Below are 23,271 nucleotides of genomic sequence, written 5' to 3' on the forward strand. Positions count from 1 at the left end.
GAGTAAAGATAAGATATGACTAATGAGATGATGGAACAGCACACGAAGCAGGGTGAGATAGTGATGTATCAGCCTGACGAGACTATCCGACTGGAAGTACGGTTGGAGAATGATACCGTGTGGCTGACGCAGGCGCAGATGGCAGAGTTGTTTCAGAAAGACCAATCGGTAATAGCCAGACACATCGCCAATGTCTTTCGTGAGGGAGAACTACAGGAAACAAGTAATATGCAGATTTTGCATAATACTCTGTCAAAGTTCAAACCCACAAAGGTATATAATCTGAATGTCATCATTTCCGTAGGCTACAGGGTGAAGAGTAAACGTGGGACCCAATTCAGAATTTGGGCTACCTCTGTTTTGAAAGAACTACTCCTCCGAGGTTATGCCATCAACCAACAATTGTCACAATTGGAACGTCGCATAGATGCTCGCTTTGATACTCAACAAAACCAAATAAAGGAAATTAAGTCTACGCTCGCTGACCATCAGCAGAAAATTGATTTCTTCGTTCGGACAAATCAGCCGCCTGTTGAGGGTGTACTGTTTGAAGGACAGATATTTGATGCTTATAAATTGGTAGAGGCTCTCGTCAAATCTGCTCAACGTGAGATCATCTTGATAGACAACTATATAGATGCAACTGTTTTTGACCTCCTTGAAAAGCGGGAACAGGGAGTTGATGCTACGATATATACTGAGCACGTTAGTCAGTCGCTCACTCATTTGCAGCAACTAAACCAACAGCAATATGGACGCAGGATAGAGGTAAAGGAGTACAATAACCGCTTCCATGACCGCTTCCTCATTCTTGATGATGCACTCTATCACTTTGGCGCATCATTCAAGGATTTAGGCAAACGCCTTTTTGCCTTTGAACAGATGGGTATAGACAAAGAAATAATATTGAACCAATTGTAAAGATACAATATATGACACACACTATGAATACGACATATAGACATACAAAGCAAGTAACAAGGATGATGGCAAGGTGTACCCAAGGTGTAGGCAAGGTGTACCCAAGGTGTACCCAAGCTCTAGGCAAGCTCATGAGTATGCTTAGAGTATGGCTAGAAGCAGCCTGGAGTATGGCTAGAGTATGGCTAGAGTATGCCTACAGCATATTTATAACGACATACTTACGTCCTTTCAGTAGCAAGCGAGCAGAGCTCGAGCGACGGCTCGTCGTATCCATGCTCCTGATGCTCACATTGGGAAGCGGCAGTGTGTGGGGACAAGTTACATACCAATACTATGCCATTCACAATAAGGACAATGGCTATTTGAAACAAGTCAATGGAGGCGTTGCTGTTGACAAGACATTCCGTTATGAGAATTCACATGACGGAAATGGCTCATCTATTTGGGTCTTATCTTCCGATGGTTATTTGCAGCAGGAAATGTATTATCTGAATGTAGCTAACGATCAGACACTTTATCTCTCTACAGAGAAAGTAACTAAGTGGACAATTGACGACACTACTGCCTCTGGAAAAAACTATCTAAAACCCAATGGGAGCAGTAAATTCCTCTGTGCCGATAGTGGTCCGCAGTTGAAGGATAGTCCATCGAAATACTTAAACGCCTGCAAGATGACCATAACCGAGAATGGCACTAAATGGGAAGGCCCCAAAGACGTTTCTTTTACGGTTCAGTCGCCACAGTTAGTGACTTATTTGCGCACCTACTATATACGCAGTATCATAGCAACTATTTCAGAGGATGATGCAGGAACTACCAATAGTAAAGTAGCAGATCAAAAAGACAGCCGTTGCTATTGTTCGTTGACATACAGTACAACCACAGATGCTAATAAGGGGACTAAATGGGATATCAATGAAAGTGGTGTCATTTATAGCAAACAGGCCAGTGGCGACTATTCTGTAGCAGCGACATATTCTGTTGCTCCCTTTGACCCCATTGCACTTTCATCGCACCCTGCTGCAGATGAGGCTGTGACTTTGAAGCTTCAGCCTTCACCTTTTGCTCCTGACGCAGGGAAGAACTATCTCCTCTTTTACACCAAGGATGCCAACTACCGTTTCCCATACGATGACGGCAGTCTTAACGAGAATGATGCTGTTAAGACCAATGCTAGTAGGTCAGTACTTACAGAACCCGCAACCAGTCCAAATAACAACATCAGTTGGAAGATTGTTAGGGATAATGAAGGATTCTATTCCTTCCGTAATGTTAACAGTGGTAGATGGCTTCGTTTTGACGGCGGTCGGTTTGTTGATGGTAGTAACTATGGCGTGATAGAAGTGGGCGTCAATGGTGATGATACTCCGACAGGAAACGAATACAAATTCCGTTTATATAAGTCGGGAACTTATAAAAACACCAATACTGCCCCTACATATTGTATTCTTCCATATAGCAAGCAATATGCCGTCTATAAGTCAGATGGCGTGGCTACTAATGCCTCAGTAGCCCTTAGTGTCTATACAACTCCAAAAGTTATCAGTTTGAATAAAGCAAACGATGACTCGAAGTACTGCATATTTGCTTATGAGGCAGAGAATCGTATCTATGATTTCACTCTTTCGGGACCTATAAGTGCATTAGCAACAGGAGACTATGTCTTTAATACAACGCAGTCTTATTTCTCAAAGAATATCAAAGGTTCACCCGCAAATACCAGAGATCTTGAGATTAGCGGGAGTTATTCTGATGTAAACTTTATTTGGCAGGTTCAAGGTCATGATGGCTATATTACAGTGCAAACGCCTACTGTGTCAAGTGGTAAAGGAACACAGGTTGTCACTGTCAATTCATTACCTTCGGGCACAAGTTATGGAAAGGTGATGGTACAAGCTAAAGGAGGTACAAAATATTCAGGATGGAAAGAGTTAGAATTCAATCTGTATGGTGAGCCTTCATATACAGATATCTCTTCTTTGTCAGAGATTACATCCTCTAATGGCTACTATCGCCTGACAGCAGATGTATCTGACGCCCCAGGCGTTACCGAATTCTCAGGCTTCCTGGATGGTAATATGCACAAGATTAGCAGTGTATCAGCACCATTATTCACCACCCTTACTGGTACGGTAAAGAACCTTGTGTTGGAGAGTGTTAGCATTAGCAGTGGCGACAGTGATGGCAATACAGGTGCTATCGCATGTAAAGCGAATGGTGATGCTCGCATTTACAATGTAGGAATACTCGGTGGTTCTGTGAGCGGAACTGAATATACTGGTGGTCTTGTAGGTTTTCTTGATGGCTCTGCCCGTGTCATCAACTGCTTTAGCTATGCTAATGTTTCCGGAGGCACTGTCGGAGGTATTGTAGGCTATAACAACGTAGCTACTACTGCCACAAACCTTAAAACCATGGTAATGAACTGCATGTTCTATGGTGAGGTCAGCGGCTCTTCAATAGCACCTATTTATAATGGCAACATCATTACGAATGTAGGCAAGAATGCAGGTGTTAGTAACTTCAACTATTTTCGTCTCGAATCCTCTTATATTCAGAATACAGACATAACCAAAGTATATAACTGCGCCCTCGGTGCAGAAACACGTTTCTTGCAGCGATTCGAGTTTTTCCGTAACACACTGAACAGTCATCGCGAACTGGCTGCTTGGTGGGCAACAGGTAGTATGGACAATAAGGATAAAATGATGAAGTGGGTACTGGAGCCGTCACAGATAGGCTCATCTACTCCTTACCCTATACTGAAAACTCCTGGCTACTACCCGTCTGTGATCAACATTGATGCTGAAAACGCTTCAACTGCCACCGAGCGCAACAAGGGCGGTAAATTAGGCACGTTGTCTGTAACGATACAATCAGGCAGTGGCGCTCAATTTAACGCTCCAACAGGTGCGTCTATCGAAACAAATCATCTCGACCTAGCCATCACAGATAAAGACTACGATCACTTCAACTTCAACTATTACAAGGTTCAATTACCTTATTATAATGATGTCGGCACAGGCAATTATACAGGCAACCGTGTGGTAACGGGATGGAAAATCGTATCTGTCACCACTGACGGAAGTGTCAGTTCCTATAACGACTTCACCACGGGCGATGATGCGCCAGCCTATAACTTTGCAGACCGTAAATGTATCGATAAGGATTTATATAGTGTAAGTGGACGTGTCTTTAACCAAGGCGCATATTGGGACGTACCAGAGGGTGTAACAGGCATTACCATTCAGCCGTATTGGGCTAAGGCTGCATATGTTGCCGATGCCTATCCCGATGTGGTATACAATGCCAATATGACTGAAGCCTACGATGTTTCTAATGTAGGCGGCGGACAAAAGTACACAAACAATACCAATTATAATATCGCTGGCGAACAACAGAGAGTCTTTACTTCAATCAGTGAAGCAGTTACCAATGCTAATGGACTTAATAAACCGACTGGCAATACGGTTCATGACTATGCTGTTGTACTTGTGGGGAATGTCCATCAATATACGGGAAATAACGTGGCCATTGGCAGTAATTATAAATATACAGTTACCACCATCGACCTTGACCACGACAATGAGCCGGACTATTCTCTCATGTTGCGTAATGATGGTCGTAACAAGCTGCATCCCGCGAAGTGGGACTTCCTGAATATCGTGGGTCTTGGTATGGCACAGAAATCTACGGGTGGTAAAGGTTCCTACAATCAAGGAATTTTCCAACCGCTGTACTGGTTCGAAACTACCAACACCTCACTCTTCCGCGTCACGCAGTTTGAGTACGACAACACCAGCCGTATCGAAGCTCCTTTGATTTTGCAAGGCGGTGTAATGGAGCAGTGGGTATGTGGACAGAGCGGTGGTGCCGCTAACAAAACCACTTATTTCCATGTAGGTGGCAACGTATGGTTCAAGGAATTCCACCGCGGCACCCACCAGGATGTGGCACTGCAGTCCAAGCACCCGCCTGTATCGGTCACTGGTGGTGATTACAATGAGTTTTACCTCACTGGTCTTTATACCGCAAATGTCACCAGTTATACAGACAATGCAGAATGCTATATCAACGGTGGCCGCTTTGGCATTGTTGCAGGCGCTGCCATGGAAGGTATCGGTAAAGCTGGTGGTGCGGACGACACAGGTAACATCACCTGGCAAGTGCAAAATGCAGACATCAAGGAATTCTACGCTGGTGGCATCAATGCAGCCAAGCCCGTCACCGGCAATCTCAGCACCACAATAACTGGTGGTAAAATCGATCTCTTCTGCGGTGGTCCGAAATTTGGCGACATGAGCACAGGCAAGACCGTAACCACCAATGCTACAAGTTGTGAATTTGGCACCTTCTTTGGTGCTGGCTATGGTGGAAACTCTTACAGTCGCCAAGCACCGAGGAACCATAACAATATGATAAACTTCCCTCATAATGATGGTCAGGCTGGCAATGATGCTTCTTGGAACGCATGGTTGGGTCGATTCTATACGCAGGACTACAGCGGTACATATGGTGGCGTTTCCACTCAGTTCAGCTACCAGTTTCTGCCGATGTCTAGTAATGCCGACAACTGTGGACGTATTTTTGTGGAATATGTAAAGTTCTCATTGGCTACCTGCCGCAATGTCACTTCAACTCTAACAGGATGCAAAATTACTGGTAATTTCTATGGAGGCGGCAGTTTGGGAAAAGTGGATGGTCCCGCGACCTCCACGCTAACCAATTGTGAGGTTCAGGGCAGTGTCTTTGGTGCAGGTTTTTCGGCATCTCTGCCTTCTGTTGAGGTGGACCAGATAGGTTTTGCAACGGAGCCATACTACTATGAGGGTCTTGGTACTTATCGTAATGGAGTTAAAGGACCAACAACGACCTATACCTGGCAGAAAAAGACTGGTGACTCATGGGTAGATAACACAAATCACATCCTCTATACTGACGAGGACCTCACATCTCTCGGTACCGTCACAGGAAACGTTACCCTTACCATCGATGGCAATACAGTAGCTGATGAGAATGGTAAGGTTATGAAGGTCGAGCACAGCGTTTATGGCGGAGGTGAGGAATCAGCTGTCAACGGCAATACTTCAGTGACAGTCACAGGTGGTACGATTGGTACTGCAAATGAGGGCGGTGCCGAGTATGGCAACGTCTTTGGCGGTGGTAAAGGTAAGGAAGATGATGTGACTGCCGGTATTGTGAAGGGCAGCACTACTGTTAGCATCAGTGGCTCGCCTGTCATTCTGCATAATGTCTATGGTGGTGGTGCCTATGGTTCGGTGGGAACGTTCTCATACGATGCTACTGGCTTCCCAACTGGTTGGACTACTACAGAAAACAAAGGTAAGTGTACTGTGTCCATTACAGGTGGTACCTTTGGCAGCACTGGTAAAGAGAATGGTATGGTGTTCGGTTCATCTCGAGGATTGGAAGGCAATCCAGAAACGAATACTAATGTCGACAAGATGGCTTGGGTGTACGATACGGATGTGACTATCGGAACCCAGAACGCAGAATCGAATGCCAATCCATGGATAAAGGGCTCTGTCTATGGTGGTGGTGAGAATGGTCATAACTTCCACGATGCCAAGGTGACTGTGTATAGCGGTACTATTGGTATAGCAGAGGGATCAGCAATTGTCGATGATGGCGGTACGCCAGATGACCCTTCCGATGATATTTCTTATGCAGGTGCTCGCTATCCTAATCGTGGTAATGTCTATGGTTCTGGTTGTGGTACGGATACCTATACAGGAACTGATAGTAAGACTTACTTCAACTTCAGCGCTGGTATCGTGCGTGGTAATACGACTGTGTTGATAAAAGGCGGTCATGTGGTACACAATGTCTATGGCGGTGGTGCTATGGGCTCGGTGGGCACATACAACACCTTTAATGACAATGGCAAACCAATCTCTTGTGCAGAGAATACAGGTACTTGTACCGTTACTGTCAGTGGCGGTCAAATTGGTGTTGCAGGAGCTAAGATGGCTGGATATGGCAAGGGTGGTCCTGATGATTTCGGTCATGTGTATGGTGCTGGTCGTGGTGAGATGCATGATCCTAACCTCTATCCTAATTTGGAGACTTGTGCATACTTTAATAAAACGGTTTTGACCATCAGTGGTAGTGCATTCCTGACTGGTTCTGCCTATGGCGGTAGTGAGAGCGGACATGTGCTGGGTGATACCGATGTCACCATCTCCGGAGGCCAGATTGGCTGTGGCAGAGAGGCTACAGCACCTTTTGATAATTCAGTATGGGCTGATGACTATGTCCCGACAGCATCAGTCAATCTTGATTGTGCCAGCTGGCCATTCAATGCTCCATATGCCTCCTATGACCCATACGCTAATGCATCGGGCGACCTGGACAAGTATCCTAATGGGACCTCAACGGAAGGTGGCAGACTGGAGGCTTCCGATGGTCATACTTATTATGGTAATGTGTTTGGTGGTGGTTCGGGTAGTGTGCCTTATTTCGATGCGACAGCTGGCATTAGTAAATATCTGAGCACGGCAGGTAGCGTAGAGGGTAAGACTAAGGTGACTATCAGTGGCGGACACATCATAACGAATGTCTATGGTGGTTGTGAGGCTACGAATGTGAAGGGCTCTGCTACCATCAAGATGACTGGTGGTACTGTGGGTGTGCCTCGAACCGTCGCACAAATTGTAGATCATCCGCTTACGGGCTATATCTTTGGTGCCGGTAAGGGTGACCAGCGCATCTTCTTTAACAAGGAGACGAATGTGGACCGTACCGAAGTCAACATCGAGGGCGGTAGAGTCTATGGTTCCATCTTTGGCGGTGGTGAGGATGGTCACGTATTCCAGAATACAACTGTGACCATCGGTAAGGATAATGATGATACCGAAGGTCCGATGATTGGCACCTGGGGTACCTCATACGTAGATGGTAACGTCTTCGGAGGTGGTCGTGGCTTCAGTGGTGAGGCGCTGACAGCAGGCAACATCGGAGGTTGTGTAGAACTGAATATCAAGAGTGGTAAGATTCTTGGTTCTGTTTATGGCGGCGGTCGTCTGGCATCGGTAGGCTATGGCTTGTACTTGACTTCAGAGGAAGGCTATGGTATCTTGCGTCCAGATGACGAATACGACGGTTCTTATCCGAACCCCAGTACGCAAGAGGCTTCTGCTTATTACAACAATGGTCGTGGATACATTACTATCAATATCAGTGGCGGTACTATTGGTAACGATGCCGAATACATATATGAACCATCTACAGAGGAGAAGGCTGCGATACCATACACCAAATTCGACTATCAGAACCATCTGCAATACACCAAGGGTGGTAATGTGTTCACGGGCGGTATGGGCCGACTCTACGCACTGGATGGCACAACGTTGCTTCCGTTATGGTCAAAGCTCGGTAAATGTAAGGGCACTACACTGAACATGACCGGTGGCACTGTGAAGAGCAGTATCTATGGCGGTGGTGAGATTGGTGCTGTGGCAGAGAATGCGACGGTGAATATCAAGGGAGGCACAGTAGGTACGAAGGTCGTTCATAAGACTAGTGCTTCCAGGTATTACTACTTCGGCAGTGTGTTCGGTGGTGGTAAGGGTAGTGTGGATAATATCACATATCCTGACGGTACAGCTGAAGCCGACAAGATTCCTATCAGTGAGGCTGGAACGACAGGAGGCAATGTGATCGTTAATCTGAACGAAACTGTTGCATCGAATGATGACGCAAAGGGTGCTATCGTCAACCAGGTGTTCGGTTGCAACGATATGAACGGTTCACCCAAGGGTACTGTCACCGTACACGTCTATGCTACACAGAATGCAGATAAAGACAAAATCAGTGCCAAATACGATAAAGGTACTGAGAAGTTTGATGTGATGGCAGTTTATGGTGGTGGCAATCTGGCAGCTTATGAGCCGACAGATTTGTCGACAGGTAAGACTAATGTCATCATCGACGGTTGCGGACTGACCAGCATACGTCAGGTGTATGGTGGCGGTAATGCAGCATCTACGCCGGCTACCGATGTCGAGATTAATGGCACCTACGAGATTCTGGAACTCTTCGGAGGCGGTAACGGTGCTGACAAACTGCCTACAGGTGCAGATAACCCTGGTGCTAACGTAGGTTATAAGGATTATCACTTGGTAGAGAATGACCCTGCTTATGCCACGAAGGAGGCCAGAACAGAAGGTGCAGCTTTTGCTCCCTATCGCTATGGCACGGGTGAAGCAACTGTCAACATCAAGGGTGGTACCATCCACCGTGTCTTCGGTGGCTCCAACACCAAGGGTAACGTTCGCAAAACGGCTCTGACCATGCTGGAAGAAGTGACAGATGCTGGAGAACCCAAGTGTGAATTCCACGTCGATGAGGCATACGGCGGTGGTAAGAGTGCCCAGATGGATGCTGAGGCTAAGTTGCTCATGGCATGTATCCCGGGTCTGAATGAGGTCTATGGTGGTGCTGAGGCTGCCGACATTCACGACGATGTGACGCTGACCATCACCAATGGTAACTTCAACCGAGTCTTTGGTGGTAACAATATCAGCGGAACCATCAGCGGTAAGATTACTGTTAATGTTGAGGAAACTGGTTGTCGTCCTGTTATCATTGGTGAGCTTTATGGCGGTGGTAACTTGGCTGCTTATTCAAAATATGGCTATAATGATGATGGTACACCGAAGGAGTCTGGCGAAAATCCATCCGACGATCCAGTAGTCAATGTCCGCTCGTTCACCAGCATTGGTGCTGTCTATGGCGGTGGCTATGGTACAGGTGCTCGGATGATAGCCGATCCGACGGTCAATATCAATGAATCAGTGGGTACTCCAGATACTTATCCCACAACAGGCGATTACGATGACAATGGTTTCAAGGGTAAAACAATTAAATTTGACGAAGGCTTGCCAACCGAGCATACTGTAACTCTTCCTGCCCATACGAAGGGCAAGATGGGCGCGATAGGTGACGTCTTTGGCGGTGGTAATGCTGCTCAGGTAATGGGTAACACAACAGTGAATATCGGTACATTGTCCGATAATACCTTTGTTTCCCTTGACGATGATCCAGCCACCACTGAGACCGATGAAAGTAAGAAACCCGTCCTCGGTGTTGACATCCGTGGTAATGTCTATGGTGGTGGCAATAATGCTGAGGTGACGGGTAATACCAATGTAAATATAGGAAAGAGAGCGGAGTAACTCCGGAACCGGCACCGGAACCGGAACCAGAACCGTAAAGGTTTACCACGCGAATAAAAATTTTAATTTTTAAATTTTGCTGCCACCCTGCCACCAAATAGCGTCAAACGCCCTGTTTAAAGGGAAAATTGGTGGGAGCAGGGTGGCAGCAAAATCTTGTTTGGCATAATCATAACCTCTTCAACCAGACGGCAAAGAAACGGTCATAGACAATATAACCCTCAGTCGTCTGGTATATCAGTTCTTTTTCCAGAAGGGTCTCGAGTGCCGTTTTGACGCTGCTGCTACTTGGTAAGTTGTGGCTCCTAATGAAATCACCGCTCTGAGGCTGCTTGACAATACCTACGACAGCTATTGCCCTCAGCAGACTGCGCTGGTTGTCGGTGAGGAAGCTGAAAACAGTCTGGTAGTGAGGTGTATTTGAACCAACATGAAATAGAATGGCATCAGCTACCTGTTGTTCGTCTTTCACTACCCTCTCCTGTTCATAGAGGCGGTTTAGAACAGCTTGAACATACCATGTGTAGCCGTCGAACGAGCGATATATCCGCTGGAATATGCCTTGGTCCAACTGTCCTCTTTTCTCTTCAAAGAAACGACGGGCATACTCGTAATAGATGTCCTCATGCAGCGGTGAGAGGGTCATCAACTGGGTACTCTGGTAGAAAGGTCTGTTAGGCGAAAGAAACATCTCCTCCATCATGTGCATTCTACTCCCAGAGAAGATGAACCTCACATTATGCATAAACTGTATATGTGAACGCAGCAACGCCTCAACCCCTTTTTCGGGATAACAAGCTATCTGCTGAAACTCATCGATGGCCAGACATACCCGTTTATCCAGTTTTTCCAAGTGGTCGAAAAGACTCTTCAACGTGATTTCCACCTGGACAGGCACCACATTAAGCGTTACTGTAGGTAAGCCTGTCATGGGGTCTGGGCTGAACGTGGGACGAAGACCTTTAAAGAAATCTATCACTTTAGAGGCAAAGGACTTTTCCCGCTGCAGTGCTTCTTCCATAATGGCCCTACCCACCGTTTCCACAAATTGTTGCAGATTTTGGGTGGCGAATATATCTACATAGATACAGATGATATCATCTTTTGCGCTATTTGTCTGGTGAAAAAGATGACGGATAAGTCCCGTTTTACCGATTTTTCGTGGAGAAATCAGAGTGATATTACGACCATTTCTTAAAGAAGAGAGTATGTATTCTGTCTCTTCTGTCCGGTCGAAGAAATATTCCGGACCTTCATATCCCTGATAAACAAAGGGATTCTCCAACTTTTTTGTTTTTTTTCTTGCCATCATTCTTTCATTTTTTCATCACGGGTTTCCCGTGACGGATTTCCCGTGACGGAATTTCTGTGATGCAAAGATACGGCAAAATAATGTAACTTCCAAATATTTGATAGAAAATAGGGTGAGTTAACGCAAAACATTAAATGAGTTAACCCAAATCATTGCCTGAGCTAACTCATTTTTTTGTAAGCATCCAACTTTACTTCTTCTGGAACTTGCGTCCGTTCAGGATGTAGATGCCCGTTGCCACGCGCTGCTTCCACGAGCCATCCTCTACTTGTTCACGCGTAGCCACCTTACGGCCCATCAGGTCGTAGATGCAACCGTCGCCCACACCCTCCATCGTACCATCAGGATTCAGCTCTTGCTGCTCCTCATCATCATCGAAGATGACAGGGACGAACTCCGGTGCCCTCTTGGTGGGGGCAGGTGAAGCTCCGCTTCCACCAGCTTTATAGTAAATCCTGTTGTGGAGCACGTAGTAGTTATTGCGCGTCCAAGAAGCCGGTGTTGTGCCAGCCTCTTTGTTGGGGTTGGCATTGAGGTGGAAGCCAACGTTGGTGTTACCCAGTGATGGCAGTACAGCATTTATGTCACCATTAGACTCATTTACATTAAACTCTCCTTCCATCTTCGGACCAAAGACATAGACACGATTAGCGTTGTTCCAGTCAGGCAACTTCTGCTCCAGGTATTTGGCAGAGAAGATGGTGGTGATTGACGTTGATGGAGCAGTGGTAGGAATCGTAGCCTTGATATACTCCGTAGCTCTCTTGGTAGAGAAGAGCACAGGCGTTCCCGCTGGTACGAAGTAGTCATTGTTTTGATAGGTTCCCGTATTATAATTACCAATAGGCTTTGGATGCAGTCCTATACGCGCTTCAGCTTCTGTTGTAGGCCATGGTGATTTTGCCGCAACACAAGTGTATGCGTTAGAAGAATGGGCTTCGTCATCATTTTTATTTGCTATCAACAAGTCGAATGGTACGCAGTATGAGCTGTAGTACCACAGGTCAGTGAGTGTTTCCTCTTCACCACCACTGTGAGTCTTAATCCACAGTCCTTTCTTATTGGCAGGTTCCATACACCATTTAGCTGCGTCGTCATCACCGATATCTGAGCCTTTTTCGAACTTTACGTCGTAGATATTCCCAGTCTGCTTATAGTGAAGATATTTCCTATCGGCAGCTGCAGCGCCATCATGAAGCAGCACCACTGCTCCGCCGATATCGATGACATAGAAATTGGAATTAGTACCAGCGGCTGATGCCATTACTGCTCCATCTGCATAAAGGCCTTGCGTCTGCATGGTATATGGTCCACTTCCTGAGATATAGAATATGCTGGCGGGGTCATATTCCGGTGCATCGATAGGTATCTGTCCCTGTGTAGCTGGTGTAGTAGTGAAGCCACTTCCCAATGCCTCAAAGGTGGTTTCCACACCCTCCTTTTCGTAGAAGTGCATCGGAATACTTGATGTTAACTCTGTCTTATGTGTATATCCGCTGAGGTATCTTGGTATCTTAATGCCCTGAGAGTTTGGCTGATTGAAGATGCGGTAGTAGCCAGGAGTGAAGTCCACGATATTGTCAGGATTGAACACTACCTCTTGTTTTGCCATCAAATTAGTGGCTTCTTCATAACGTTCTACACCAGATTTGTCCTGTCCAGGCTTTGCTTTAGTAGTCAGTCCGCCCACATTGCCAGCGCCGAGGTAGTAGGGTTCAAGCAGTGCATCACTCAATCCGAAGGTCCACTCAGTATCTGTAGATTCCTTCAGCTTCAATACGCCTGCGCTATTGTCAAGATAATATGTCGTTGCGCTTCCTGGAATTGTCAAGGTAGGCACCTTGAAGTAACCGTCTGTTTCACTTGGCCACAGCTCAAAGACAGTCTTGGTAAGGTCATCGCTATTGCTCATATTGAGGTCAACATTTACCGCAGGTGCAGCTACTGTTGTCATCACATAATCAGTCTGTCCACCATTTTTATAGACATAGCGGTTGTACATCTTGAAGCCGTAAGGATCACCGACTGGTGACCAAAGGAATTCGTTGGTGTAGTGTCCTATACGTCCTTCTTTACCTTTCATTATATTATCCTTATAGGTGAAATTTGCCAGATAAGGAGTCTCATCACTTGTTTCGAAGGTGTACCATTGTGTACCATTTGTATTGGTAACGAATCGCGTACCGTTGTTGGTAGGAAGTCCGTCATCAAACTGATACTCCACATTGATGCGCACCGTCTTGCCAAGCAACGCAGGCTCTGTGCCCATTTGCTTTATCTGAAGTCCCCTATATTGACCATCGAGAGTTGCATCCAAGTGATTTGAGCGATCACAGTCTTCATTCGTATATACACCCTCTACATAGGAGAAGTACTTACAGTTAGGTCGTTTCAGAGCATCTGGCACCTTCAATGAATCTCCTAAGGTTATATGACCCTGGTTAACGCAATAGGTTAAACCACTGATTGTTGTGCCTAATTGGTATTTCTCTCCTACGTAGTGAGTACCATCACCGTCGTTTACTGATGTCAAGTCACGCTGAGAACTACCATATATTCTTTTTGTTGTTTCGACACCACCCTTTGTCTCGCGATATGGAATATCAATATATTCACCTGCTTGTGGATGATCCACATCTGTACAAGTCTTTGCAATCAACAGATGATAGATAACTGTATGCGTAGAGAGACCAAAGATGATGAACTTTGTTGGTTCATCAGCCGTCGTAGTCTGACCATATCCGCTGAGTCTGTTTGTACCACCAGTTACCTGCAGCATGCCATATTCCCAACTGGTATCAGTTGAAGGCAGGAGCATAAAGGTCTTTGAAGGGCTGGCGTTAGCTCCTACAGTTTCCAAGGCGGTAGCCCCCACAGCATACTTTCCAGAACTCTTATGCTTAATCTTAATGGCGTATGGGTCATTGCCCTCAAACTGCCAGACGTAAGCATTTCCTCCTTGCAATTTCTGATCCGCAAGTCCGGTTATAGCACTACCATCCGCGCTTTGCATCATATTATCATTATACCAGATAATATTATATATCAGTTCACCCTTAATGTCAAGTGCTGCATCGTTAGAATCTTCGCCACGTGCCACAATGGTTTCACTCGTAGCGTTTCTGACATTAGGCACCTTATATTCGGTAGCTTTTAGGTCGTAGTCCGTGTAGCGCACATAGATAATGTCATCATACAGTCCGAAGATGTTCTTCAGTTCCTTCGCCTCGTTACCCATATCCGCTTCAGCACCATAATACTTGAACTGATCCATGTTGAGCAGCGGCGACCTGATCTCTTCAGGCAGAATGGGGACATAGTTGTTTTCCGCAATAGTGATATTATCCTGCTCAGCGCTGACAGCAAATACACCATATTTTACAGCATTGCTACCATTATTACCATTGGTATATACTTTATATGTATAGGTGTGGCTTACGTCATCGTTCAGTTCAATCTTGGCATTAGTTTCAGCATAGCTGCATGAGGTGCTCTTTACGTTTGCCTCAGAAGCTGTTGTAGCAGCAACAGAAGTACTCATGCTCGCACCATTCACGAAATCGTAATTAGATGTTCCTGTTCCATGTACAGCCAATGTATATGCATTTGGATCTATTCCATTGTTATCATACCAGTTAAGCAGGGCGAATTTGTTCTTGCTATTGACTTCAGTTGGCGTTCCAGCAGCGGTATTACGATTATACAGACTTACTGCGTATGGGTCTGGATTTGTTTGCGAATTAGCAGTGAACTTCCACTGCCACTGATTTGCTACAACAGGATCAGGTTTTGTTCCGCTATAGATACCAGCAGTCTCACTGACAGTAGTGTATTGTGCATCCAAATTGTTCACCTTCATCGTCAGCCACTTACCCTGCAGAATCTTTAAGAAGTCAGCAGTCTCGTCATAGCTATAGCGCACATAGACATTCTTGTCTGTCAGCGAGGCACCTTCCAATGATTCAGTGATTTCATTCTGACCAGTACTACCACTGATACCTGCATAATACTTATAGTCCTTTGCCAGCTGACTCTGGAACCATGCAGGTGTCTGTGGCACAAGGTCACCACCACCCTGGTAGCGCAAGGCCTCCTGGCCACTATTGTCTATGATGTGGTAATTATATACCAGCGGACGATAAAGCTTGGTATGCGTTCCTGCCTCTTCCGCATCGTCAGTATGTACTAATGCAGAGAAGTCCTTCAAACGCTTTTCCTGGTCAAAGCGAGGCATCAGCTGCATACTGCCATCCTCGTCCAGCACAGCCATAAAAGTGGCATTAGTTATCTGCAATGTGCGGTTGTCCATACCGCCTACGAGTGTGGCATTAACAGATGCCTTCCCGCCTAATGTATTAGTTGTTCCATCACCCAGTATCGAACCTTCATCAATCTCTGCCTTAGTGGCATTGGTCACGAAAAACTTTTCACCATTGGATACACTTGATATTTGGATATTGTAGGGGTCGAAACCATTGGAGAACGAGAACTCTCCGTATTTGTCTGTGAGTTTCTTCTTATTGTCAGCGGTTTCACCTTTATACTCTTCCGTTTCTTTAACGTAAACGGCGGCCTTTAATGCACTGTATTTACTGTATTCGTATGCGTTAGGCGTTTTTGAATCCCAGTTGTGCGCATATCCTCCTGGGAATTTGGTTTCATCTTGATAACCCATCTCGATATCAATGTCGGGATTGGGCTTTACGTACCACAGTTCGTTATTCTTGCTGCCATTAGTTGTCAGGTTGCTGATATTGCTGATAATATACTGTGACATACCGCCAGGAGTAGGAACATTTTCTTTTCCTACTACTGCCGCATTACTGTTGTTATATGCGAAATGGCTTCCTTGCTCAATGAGGAACGGTTGTCCTGTCTTACTGCTTGGATCGTAGGTCTGTGCATACTCATCCTTTACGATGTAGGTGACATACTGGTCCAGCAGATTACCCTTGGCGTCCTTTACATTCTCCGAGTCGTATGGTGGCAGGTCGGTGAGCGACGTGGAAGTAAAGTCTTCGCCGCCAATACGATCGCTCAGCAGGTAGTATTGGTGGAATCCTGTGCGCTTCTTTGCCGTCTTCCAGAAGGCGTACTCCTTCACCATCGGGCTGTCGTAAAGACGTATAGCATCATACTTTGCATACTTGTCCGGGTCATCAGAACTGCTTGGTAGCGGCTTACGCATCACCTCCCATCCGTGCTGGTCGAGCAGGATAAGCACGGGTTCGATAGTGGTTTTCTCGAAGTCGAAGTATCCTTCACCCATATTGACGGTCTGATACCAGTGCTCCAAGTTTTCCCAGCCCTTTTTATTCTTGTCACCTGCCTTATTGTAATCGTTCCAACGAATGGCGTATGCCCACTGCTCGTAGCTGTGCCACCCCATCACATCAGTGAGATAAGTTCTGTTATTCTTACCTTTTGCTGTTGCAACGGGCAAGGCTGGCGTAGCCGGCACCGTATTGGGGTCACTTTGTTTTGCGGTGGCATCCTTGTCGTTCAACACGATCTTTCGTATAGTGTTCCATGTCTTCCAGTACTGCTCGAAAGAGTTGACTGTGCGACGCTCATTGGTAATATCATCATTTATCGCTTCGGTAGTCACCAGTCTGAACTGTCCTGCAGAGCCCAGCACCATATACTCAGTACCTTGAACACCTGATATGCCTGGCCAGGCAAGAGTGGTTACAACATGTTTTGAACCACCGTATGTCTCTGCGTATGTTCGGAAGTAAGCATTGTAGTCATTACCACTACCTGCAGGGTAGGTTTCTTGCTGTCTGGAGAATATCTTTACGTGGTAAGGATCGTTATTGACACTCTCTACATACCACGCCCAGCGGGTACGCGTGCTGGCAGCGCCCTGCTGCTGAATATCATACTGCTCCTGGCCATAGACAAAGAAATTACAGTCACCGTTACAGTATGGATAGACTGCCTTATATCTGTAGGTATTTTGAGACATATCAGCAACTTCAGGCAGCAAGTCATCAACGCCATCCTCCTGGCGGAAGTTTTCACCCTGAACATACTTCATAAGGTACGTGGTTCTACCTTGCATATCTACTAAGTCGTTGGCTGTATAGGTTACAAAGATATCCTTGACACCATCGGCATCTGCGTCAGTAGCATTCGTTACCTGTTCCAACTCAGCCGGACTTCCGTTGAGGGTGTAAACATTATCGACAACAGTGAAGTCTTCTTTCTTATAATAGTGATACTGTTTGACCAGTGGACTCCAGTATTCGGGAATCTCAGGCTTACCCGTAGAAACCTGTCGTGCAGGCATTTGCAGCAAGTCTTTACCCGCTTTGTCTATCAAATGGTACATCAAGTTCTCTGTACCAGTCGTAGGTGTGAGTTCGAAGCGCAACGTGGCGGAATTGTAGACGTAAGACTCGTTACCATAGAGCTTTACCGTATTTTCCGATGGACAACCAATGTTAAAATAGTTACTTCGGGAATCAACGTCTTCGCCTAAGGCCGCCATTACCTCATAAATGTGGGGACGTGATGTGCCCTTGATGATGAACTTGGAAGGTGTGTCAGACCAGGTAATCTCTCCGTCGGGTTCGGGTTCTCCTGCTTGGCAGGCTGCAATAAGAGGGGCATAGTCAACCGTGACATACTTGTTGGCACCGACATTCAGGACAGTCATAGCATATGGATCGCTGCCTCCTAACCTCCACTGATAGGCAGGGTTTGTCGCACAATCATCATTAAAAGCTGATTCAGGTGTCGTCTTAATTGTACCATTATCGTAATAGATATACTGTCCGTTCAGACGCACGTTGAAAGCAGTTTCTCCTTTGATGTACGAGCCGGGAGTGTTATCCAGTGCCGTCCCCATATCGTAGCGCACCCAGAATTCCTGGCTGTCGGATGTTTCATCATCAGGAGCATAGGTGATATCGTTATCATCAGCATTTGTCTGAGCCTTTGACTCAGTATCATAGAATTTCAGGGTGACACCTGTCAGCGCAAGGAATGGGCTGCGGATAATCTCTGGGATGTGAGCAAAGTCGAGTTTCGTACTTGCATCCTGTGAAACACTTGCCTTGGCGGCTATGCTATGGTCACTACGCATGATGTGATAGACGTAGGTTTTTGTTGGCACAGGTATTACTTTCAAACGAGTGGCAGCATCCTCTGTCGTAACACCTTTCAATGGGTAGTTACTTGTACCATAGGCCCATCCTAAATAGTTCGTACTATTGTTGGTAGTGGTGAATTCACGCAGTCGGAAACAGTCAGCATGAGTACCAGTATTGTCATCATAAACAATATCCCATGCTGTGCCAGTTGCATCCTGTGTGATATTGCCAGTAACAGGGTCATTCAGCTTTAAATATCTCAATGTTCCACTATTATCATCTGCTAGCTTTCGGCTGACAATCTTCAGCTCATACGGGTCACCGACAAAGGCGAAGTGAGAGGTACGGGCATAGCGTGAACCGTCAGATCCTGTAGTATTGAAGGAAGTACTGGTGCTATTGTACCTGACAATGTACTGTTCATCTTTGTTGGTGTAAAAGTTGTACCACTTCAGATTATCATAGGTGGCACTTGTAGCAGATGTCTCAAACGGCATGTTGGTTTCATAATCAAGCCATATCACTATCTTTCCATCTACTTCCGAAATATTGGATATGGCATCCGCAAAAGTGCTAATCTCGTTGGTCAATTCTGCGTCAGCATACGCTTTATATGTGCAATATTTACGTTTGAGGGTTTCTGGAATAAGGTCTACTATCTTAGATGAAGCCTTAGCGTCACTCCATCTCATATCTTCGGGCAAAATATCTTCAGAAACGTGCGTCTTAATTTTGAAGGTATATGTTCTAATTTTATAGATATTGATAACGGGGGATTTATCTAAAGCCTTGAATGCCATTTTCGGGTTTAGATTACCATCCGTCAGGGTTGGGTAGTTACCATTCTTGTTTGGTGCCCATTCTTTGTAGGCATCATTACCTACTCCTTGGTTAAGTTTACTTGCTACAAAAACATATCCACCTCCTGGACGATTCAATATGGCGACAGAATTAAAGGTTGGTTGCTGCTTCTGCCTATAGAATCCAGGCCATTGATCAACCTGCTTCGCCCAATAATTATCGCTCTCTGGATCATGGACACCTTCAGAACCTGGCACACCTTTATAGTGTACATGGTCATCACAGTCAAACCACATTTTGTCTTCTGTACCTTTTCCATCATCCTGACTGATCATTTTAGAGAAGAGAGTGGCACCTTTATAGGGCTTTACATATGTTTTATTATTGTCACCGTCAACAGGGTCTTTTTCGTAAGTCTCATTACCAGTATATGCCGTCATTATGACAATGTTATAGGGGTCAGGGACTATTGCATCGTTGTTTTTATAGCCAGTGAGCCAGAATCCCAGGTGTACTCCCGGAGCTCCTGCCCATTGGTCATTAGACCAGTTGAAGCCAAGCTGATTTGCTCCCGTACCTGCTTGTGGTTTAACAAAATCTTGGCTGGCAAGATGTTCACCCGTTATAGCGGGAGAATTCGCGTTGCCAAGACGGTTGTTACGGCTACGGTTATAACACAGAAACCTTGTTCCTACACCAATGTTATAGTCCTGAGACCCATCAAGAACGATTCCATTTGCAGACTGATAATCGTAGGTAACGTAGATGTCGGTGTCAGCGCCTACAGCTGTTCCTTCATCTATTTTGTCAGATCCGCCGTCTTTGCTGTAGAGGTTATATTTTACTTGCAGCAGCCTATTATTATGGGTATAGTCGTATAAATATTCGTAGCTACTCGTCCAACTTCTATAGTATTGGAAGTTCGTAGCCAATGGACTCTTGTATTCTGCGGGCAGCTCAATCGTAGAAGCATTGCTTACAACCACCAACAATGCTTCTACACGGATGTCATTTTTATAATCGGTAGTATTATCGCTATTTCTAACATCAAACGGCAAAGTGAGAATATGGTATCTCACTTTGTAACCTGCCGCCCACGCCTGGTTTGCCACACCGCATAGGAGCAGCAAGGTCAGCAGGAATGTGAATACTCGGGTATGTCTGAACTTTATCTTCATAGTGTTATTATTTTCGTGTGTTATCTTTTCTCTTTATCCTTTAACCGTTAACCCTTAACCGTTACTTACCATTGCTCCGTGAAGTCCGTCAGGTTCACTACCAAGTCCTCAAGTGTGATGTTGAAGGTGTAGGTGTAACTGGTACCGGCTGCCCAAGTGATGGCAGGAATAGTGGCTGTCACGGTGTGCTCCACAGGGGTGTCGCCCCAGTCGTTCCATCCAGCGTTGACTTCTATCTTGCCGGCAAATTCCTGTGGAATCACGAGGAGACTAACATACTGGTGATTGTCGTCTGAGTAGCCTCCGATAGGTACTACGCTTGCGGGATTGCTATGGAATTTTGCTGCATCATTCACGATGATATCGCCATTGCTGTTTGTTATTTTGAATTTGCCTTTGTCATCCTTCTCCACAAGTTGCATCACGAGGTCAGAGCTGCCTGTCAGCTCGCTCCATACTGATTTGGTGTAATAATAGCTCTCAGCTATATCCGTATTGGTCAGCGTGCATGTGCCACCAGTCTTCAGACCCTTGAAGGTGATGCTGTTGATGATGATGTCAGGGTGGGAGGCAGCTAACTGGAACTTGATGCAGGCAAAGGGGTGACGGAACTTCATGGTCACACCTGATGTACCTTGGTTAGTCTTGTTCTGACCTATGGTGATGCCCCAGATGAATTCCTGCAAACTGCTGCCCTGGCCTGCGGTAGGGTCAGTTGCAGTTGCGTTGTAGATCATTGGCATATTACTACAGGTGAATGTTGCCTGTGGGGCACTTTCCACTATGCTATATGTTGGTCCTGTGATATAGCTTGGCTTCGTTGCCGGCATATAGGCAAAGAAGTCGAGGCTGCCTGTTGCTGGCCAGTAGTGCTTGCCGTCTCTCCATACCCATTTGTCATTTTCATAATTCACTTGTTCGGGATTGATGTATGAGGTCGTGGTGTTCTCTACATAGGCGGAGGCTGTGAAGCTAGCTTGCGCCTGCAAAGCTGCAGCATTATCGTAGGTGTGGGCGCGACGGGGTGCGGAAGCTTGCATGACTTGCCATACTTGGGCATTAAGGTTAATCTCGTCCTTATTGCCCTGATTAGTGCCCTGTGAGTCGTTGGGACTATCGCTCGAACAGCCTGCAAACAGCAAGGTCAGCAGGGTCAGCGTGAGGTGATTTAAATTAATTCGATTCATACAAAAGACAAAAGTACAAAATATTTGTGGAAAAACAAAAGAAACTTGTTTCTTTTTTCGTCTTTTTCCTGATTTTCTCTTGTTTTTGCCGTTTAAGCTCTTGTATTGCCATCCTGAATCTGCTCCTCGCGCGCGTAGGTTATATATATATTAATTAATAAAAAAATAAATTATTGCCCCCCTATATAGGGGGCAATGAATTTTAAAAAAGATTCAGAATATCAGTTGGCGGTCCGTAAAGGTGCCCAAAATGGTGAGTTAACTCAAATCATCGAATGAGTTAACTCAAACGATCAATCGAGTTAACTCATTTGGACTACCCTCAAAAAGGGGTGTTTTTAGCATGCTAATTTGCTAATTAAATTGTAAAGATATTTGGTTGTGTATCTATCCCCTGTGATTGAAAAAATAAAGACCTCGCCAGGATAATTCCCAGCGAGGTCTTTTGTATGCTATTGCACAAGGGATGTTCCCTGTGTTACATTCCTACATCAATAGGCTGATTACCATCTGTACTAGAATCTGAATCATACGGAGTCCAGTCGGAAACGGTTACTGTCACGAACTTGATTTCTACGTCGTCAAGGATTGGATCTAGTGCATTTCCTGTGCCAGCAGATGTGTTAGTTGGGAAATAACCACCTCCAGCGAGGTCAACAGTATATATATACTTATATCCTGAAGTCCAAGCCGTAGCAGGCAGAGGGAACAATGCTGTTACAAAGTGATCTGCGTCACCAACAACGTATGCATATGGACTTGTGCTATTTTGAATCTTCAAATCCACCTTAATATAGGAGCCTTCAAATGCAGCACCAACTTCTCCAGATGCATATGTGGTTGCATTTGTCAGCGTTTGAGGAATAAGAATCATATCATCACCTGCTTGAGTAGCAGTTGTATATTCTGTTCCTGAAAAACTTTGAGGATAAGAAGTGTTAGTTGCACCAGTAAGATCCCATCCGGTCCCCATAGTATAAGTGCCATTATTTTTTACATTACCAATTTCTACCTTGTTAGCAGTTATCTTCAGATTGGAGTTGGAATTCTTTAACTGAATAATCACCTTTGATTCAACGTGTCCAAAAGTAAGAACAACTCCAGCAGAGCTAGTTGACTTCTTCCCTGTAGTTGTGGCATAAACTAAATCAACCTGTTCTCCTGCAGTTGCAGAAGGAGTCACTACAAATGTACTCTCATCTGCTGTATGAGTGATTTGAGCATTAGAAATAGGAGCATGAGCATGGAATGTAAGTTGAGCATCATCTGATGGCCAATAGTGCTTGGTTGTTGAAGTCCATGAGCTAGTGCCGCTGTCATAAGTGTACTGCGTTTCTGAGAAATATGTTTCAGAACCCTTCACTGCTCTTACCATAAATGGTGTGGTAGTAAAACTGGTGATGTCTGCTGAACGTGTAATATTGTTATTTAACGCTCTAAAACTAATCTCATTAGGATCGTGTCTCGTTGCCACCGTCTCATCATTACTGCAGGAAGCAAGTGCGAGGCATGCTACTGCAAGGATATAAAGATTTTTCTTCATAATGTTATGTTTTTTCTTATTTTTTTCTCGTT

6 protein-coding genes are annotated in these 23,271 nt (G+C 45.4%); 2 read left to right on the forward strand and 4 right to left on the reverse strand.

The window, feature by feature from the left end; all coding sequences use genetic code 11:
• Positions 1-15: 15 nt before the first annotated feature.
• Together BLU47_RS11020 and BLU47_RS11025 are read left to right on the forward strand one after the other, a co-directional pair.
• The gene (locus BLU47_RS11020) at positions 16-921 is read left to right on the forward strand and encodes a virulence RhuM family protein (protein WP_369796981.1); all 906 of its coding nucleotides are present in this window, start codon (positions 16-18) and stop codon (positions 919-921) included.
• Between the two features lie 170 nt (positions 922-1,091).
• Positions 1,092-10,121 (forward strand): ZmpA/ZmpB/ZmpC family metallo-endopeptidase-related protein, encoded by a 9,030-nt coding sequence (locus BLU47_RS11025; protein ID WP_176780557.1) that lies wholly within the window; start codon positions 1,092-1,094, stop codon positions 10,119-10,121.
• A 169-nt stretch (positions 10,122-10,290) separates the two neighbouring features.
• Here BLU47_RS11025 and BLU47_RS11030 read toward each other — a convergent pair whose 3' ends face one another.
• The 4 genes from BLU47_RS11030 to BLU47_RS11045 all read right to left on the reverse strand — a co-directional run bounded on the left by BLU47_RS11030 (position 10,291) and on the right by BLU47_RS11045 (position 23,239).
• Positions 10,291-11,430 carry an AAA family ATPase gene (locus BLU47_RS11030; protein ID WP_176780558.1) on the reverse strand — a complete coding sequence of 380 codons (1,140 nt, stop codon included), beginning with the start codon at positions 11,428-11,430 and terminating at the stop codon, positions 10,291-10,293.
• A gap of 193 nt (positions 11,431-11,623) precedes the next feature.
• A complete protein-coding gene (locus BLU47_RS11035; protein ID WP_091962512.1) occupies positions 11,624-20,509 on the reverse strand; it encodes a hypothetical protein in 8,886 nt (2,961 codons plus the stop codon).
• Between the two features lie 65 nt (positions 20,510-20,574).
• Positions 20,575-21,696: a fimbrillin family protein gene (locus BLU47_RS11040; protein ID WP_091962516.1), complete on the reverse strand. Its 1,122-nt coding sequence runs from the start codon at positions 21,694-21,696 to the stop codon at positions 20,575-20,577.
• Between the two features lie 478 nt (positions 21,697-22,174).
• Positions 22,175-23,239 (reverse strand): fimbrillin family protein, encoded by a 1,065-nt coding sequence (locus BLU47_RS11045; protein WP_091962519.1) that lies wholly within the window; start codon positions 23,237-23,239, stop codon positions 22,175-22,177.
• Positions 23,240-23,271: the final 32 nt, after the last annotated feature.

Source organism: Prevotella sp. tc2-28 (genome assembly GCF_900107705.1).
Taxonomy (GTDB): domain Bacteria; phylum Bacteroidota; class Bacteroidia; order Bacteroidales; family Bacteroidaceae; genus Prevotella.

What these genes read in the sequence shown, in the direction of transcription:
- BLU47_RS11020 (WP_369796981.1), top strand. Translation starts at nt 16, where the DNA reads ATGACTAATGAGATGATGGAACAGCACACGAAGCAGGGTGAGATAGTG.
- BLU47_RS11025 (WP_176780557.1), top strand. Translation starts at nt 1,092, where the DNA reads ATGGCTAGAGTATGGCTAGAGTATGCCTACAGCATATTTATAACGACA.
- BLU47_RS11030 (WP_176780558.1), bottom strand. Translation starts at nt 11,430, where the DNA reads ATGGCAAGAAAAAAAACAAAAAAGTTGGAGAATCCCTTTGTTTATCAG.
- BLU47_RS11035 (WP_091962512.1), bottom strand. Translation starts at nt 20,509, where the DNA reads ATGAAGATAAAGTTCAGACATACCCGAGTATTCACATTCCTGCTGACC.
- BLU47_RS11040 (WP_091962516.1), bottom strand. Translation starts at nt 21,696, where the DNA reads ATGAATCGAATTAATTTAAATCACCTCACGCTGACCCTGCTGACCTTG.
- BLU47_RS11045 (WP_091962519.1), bottom strand. Translation starts at nt 23,239, where the DNA reads ATGAAGAAAAATCTTTATATCCTTGCAGTAGCATGCCTCGCACTTGCT.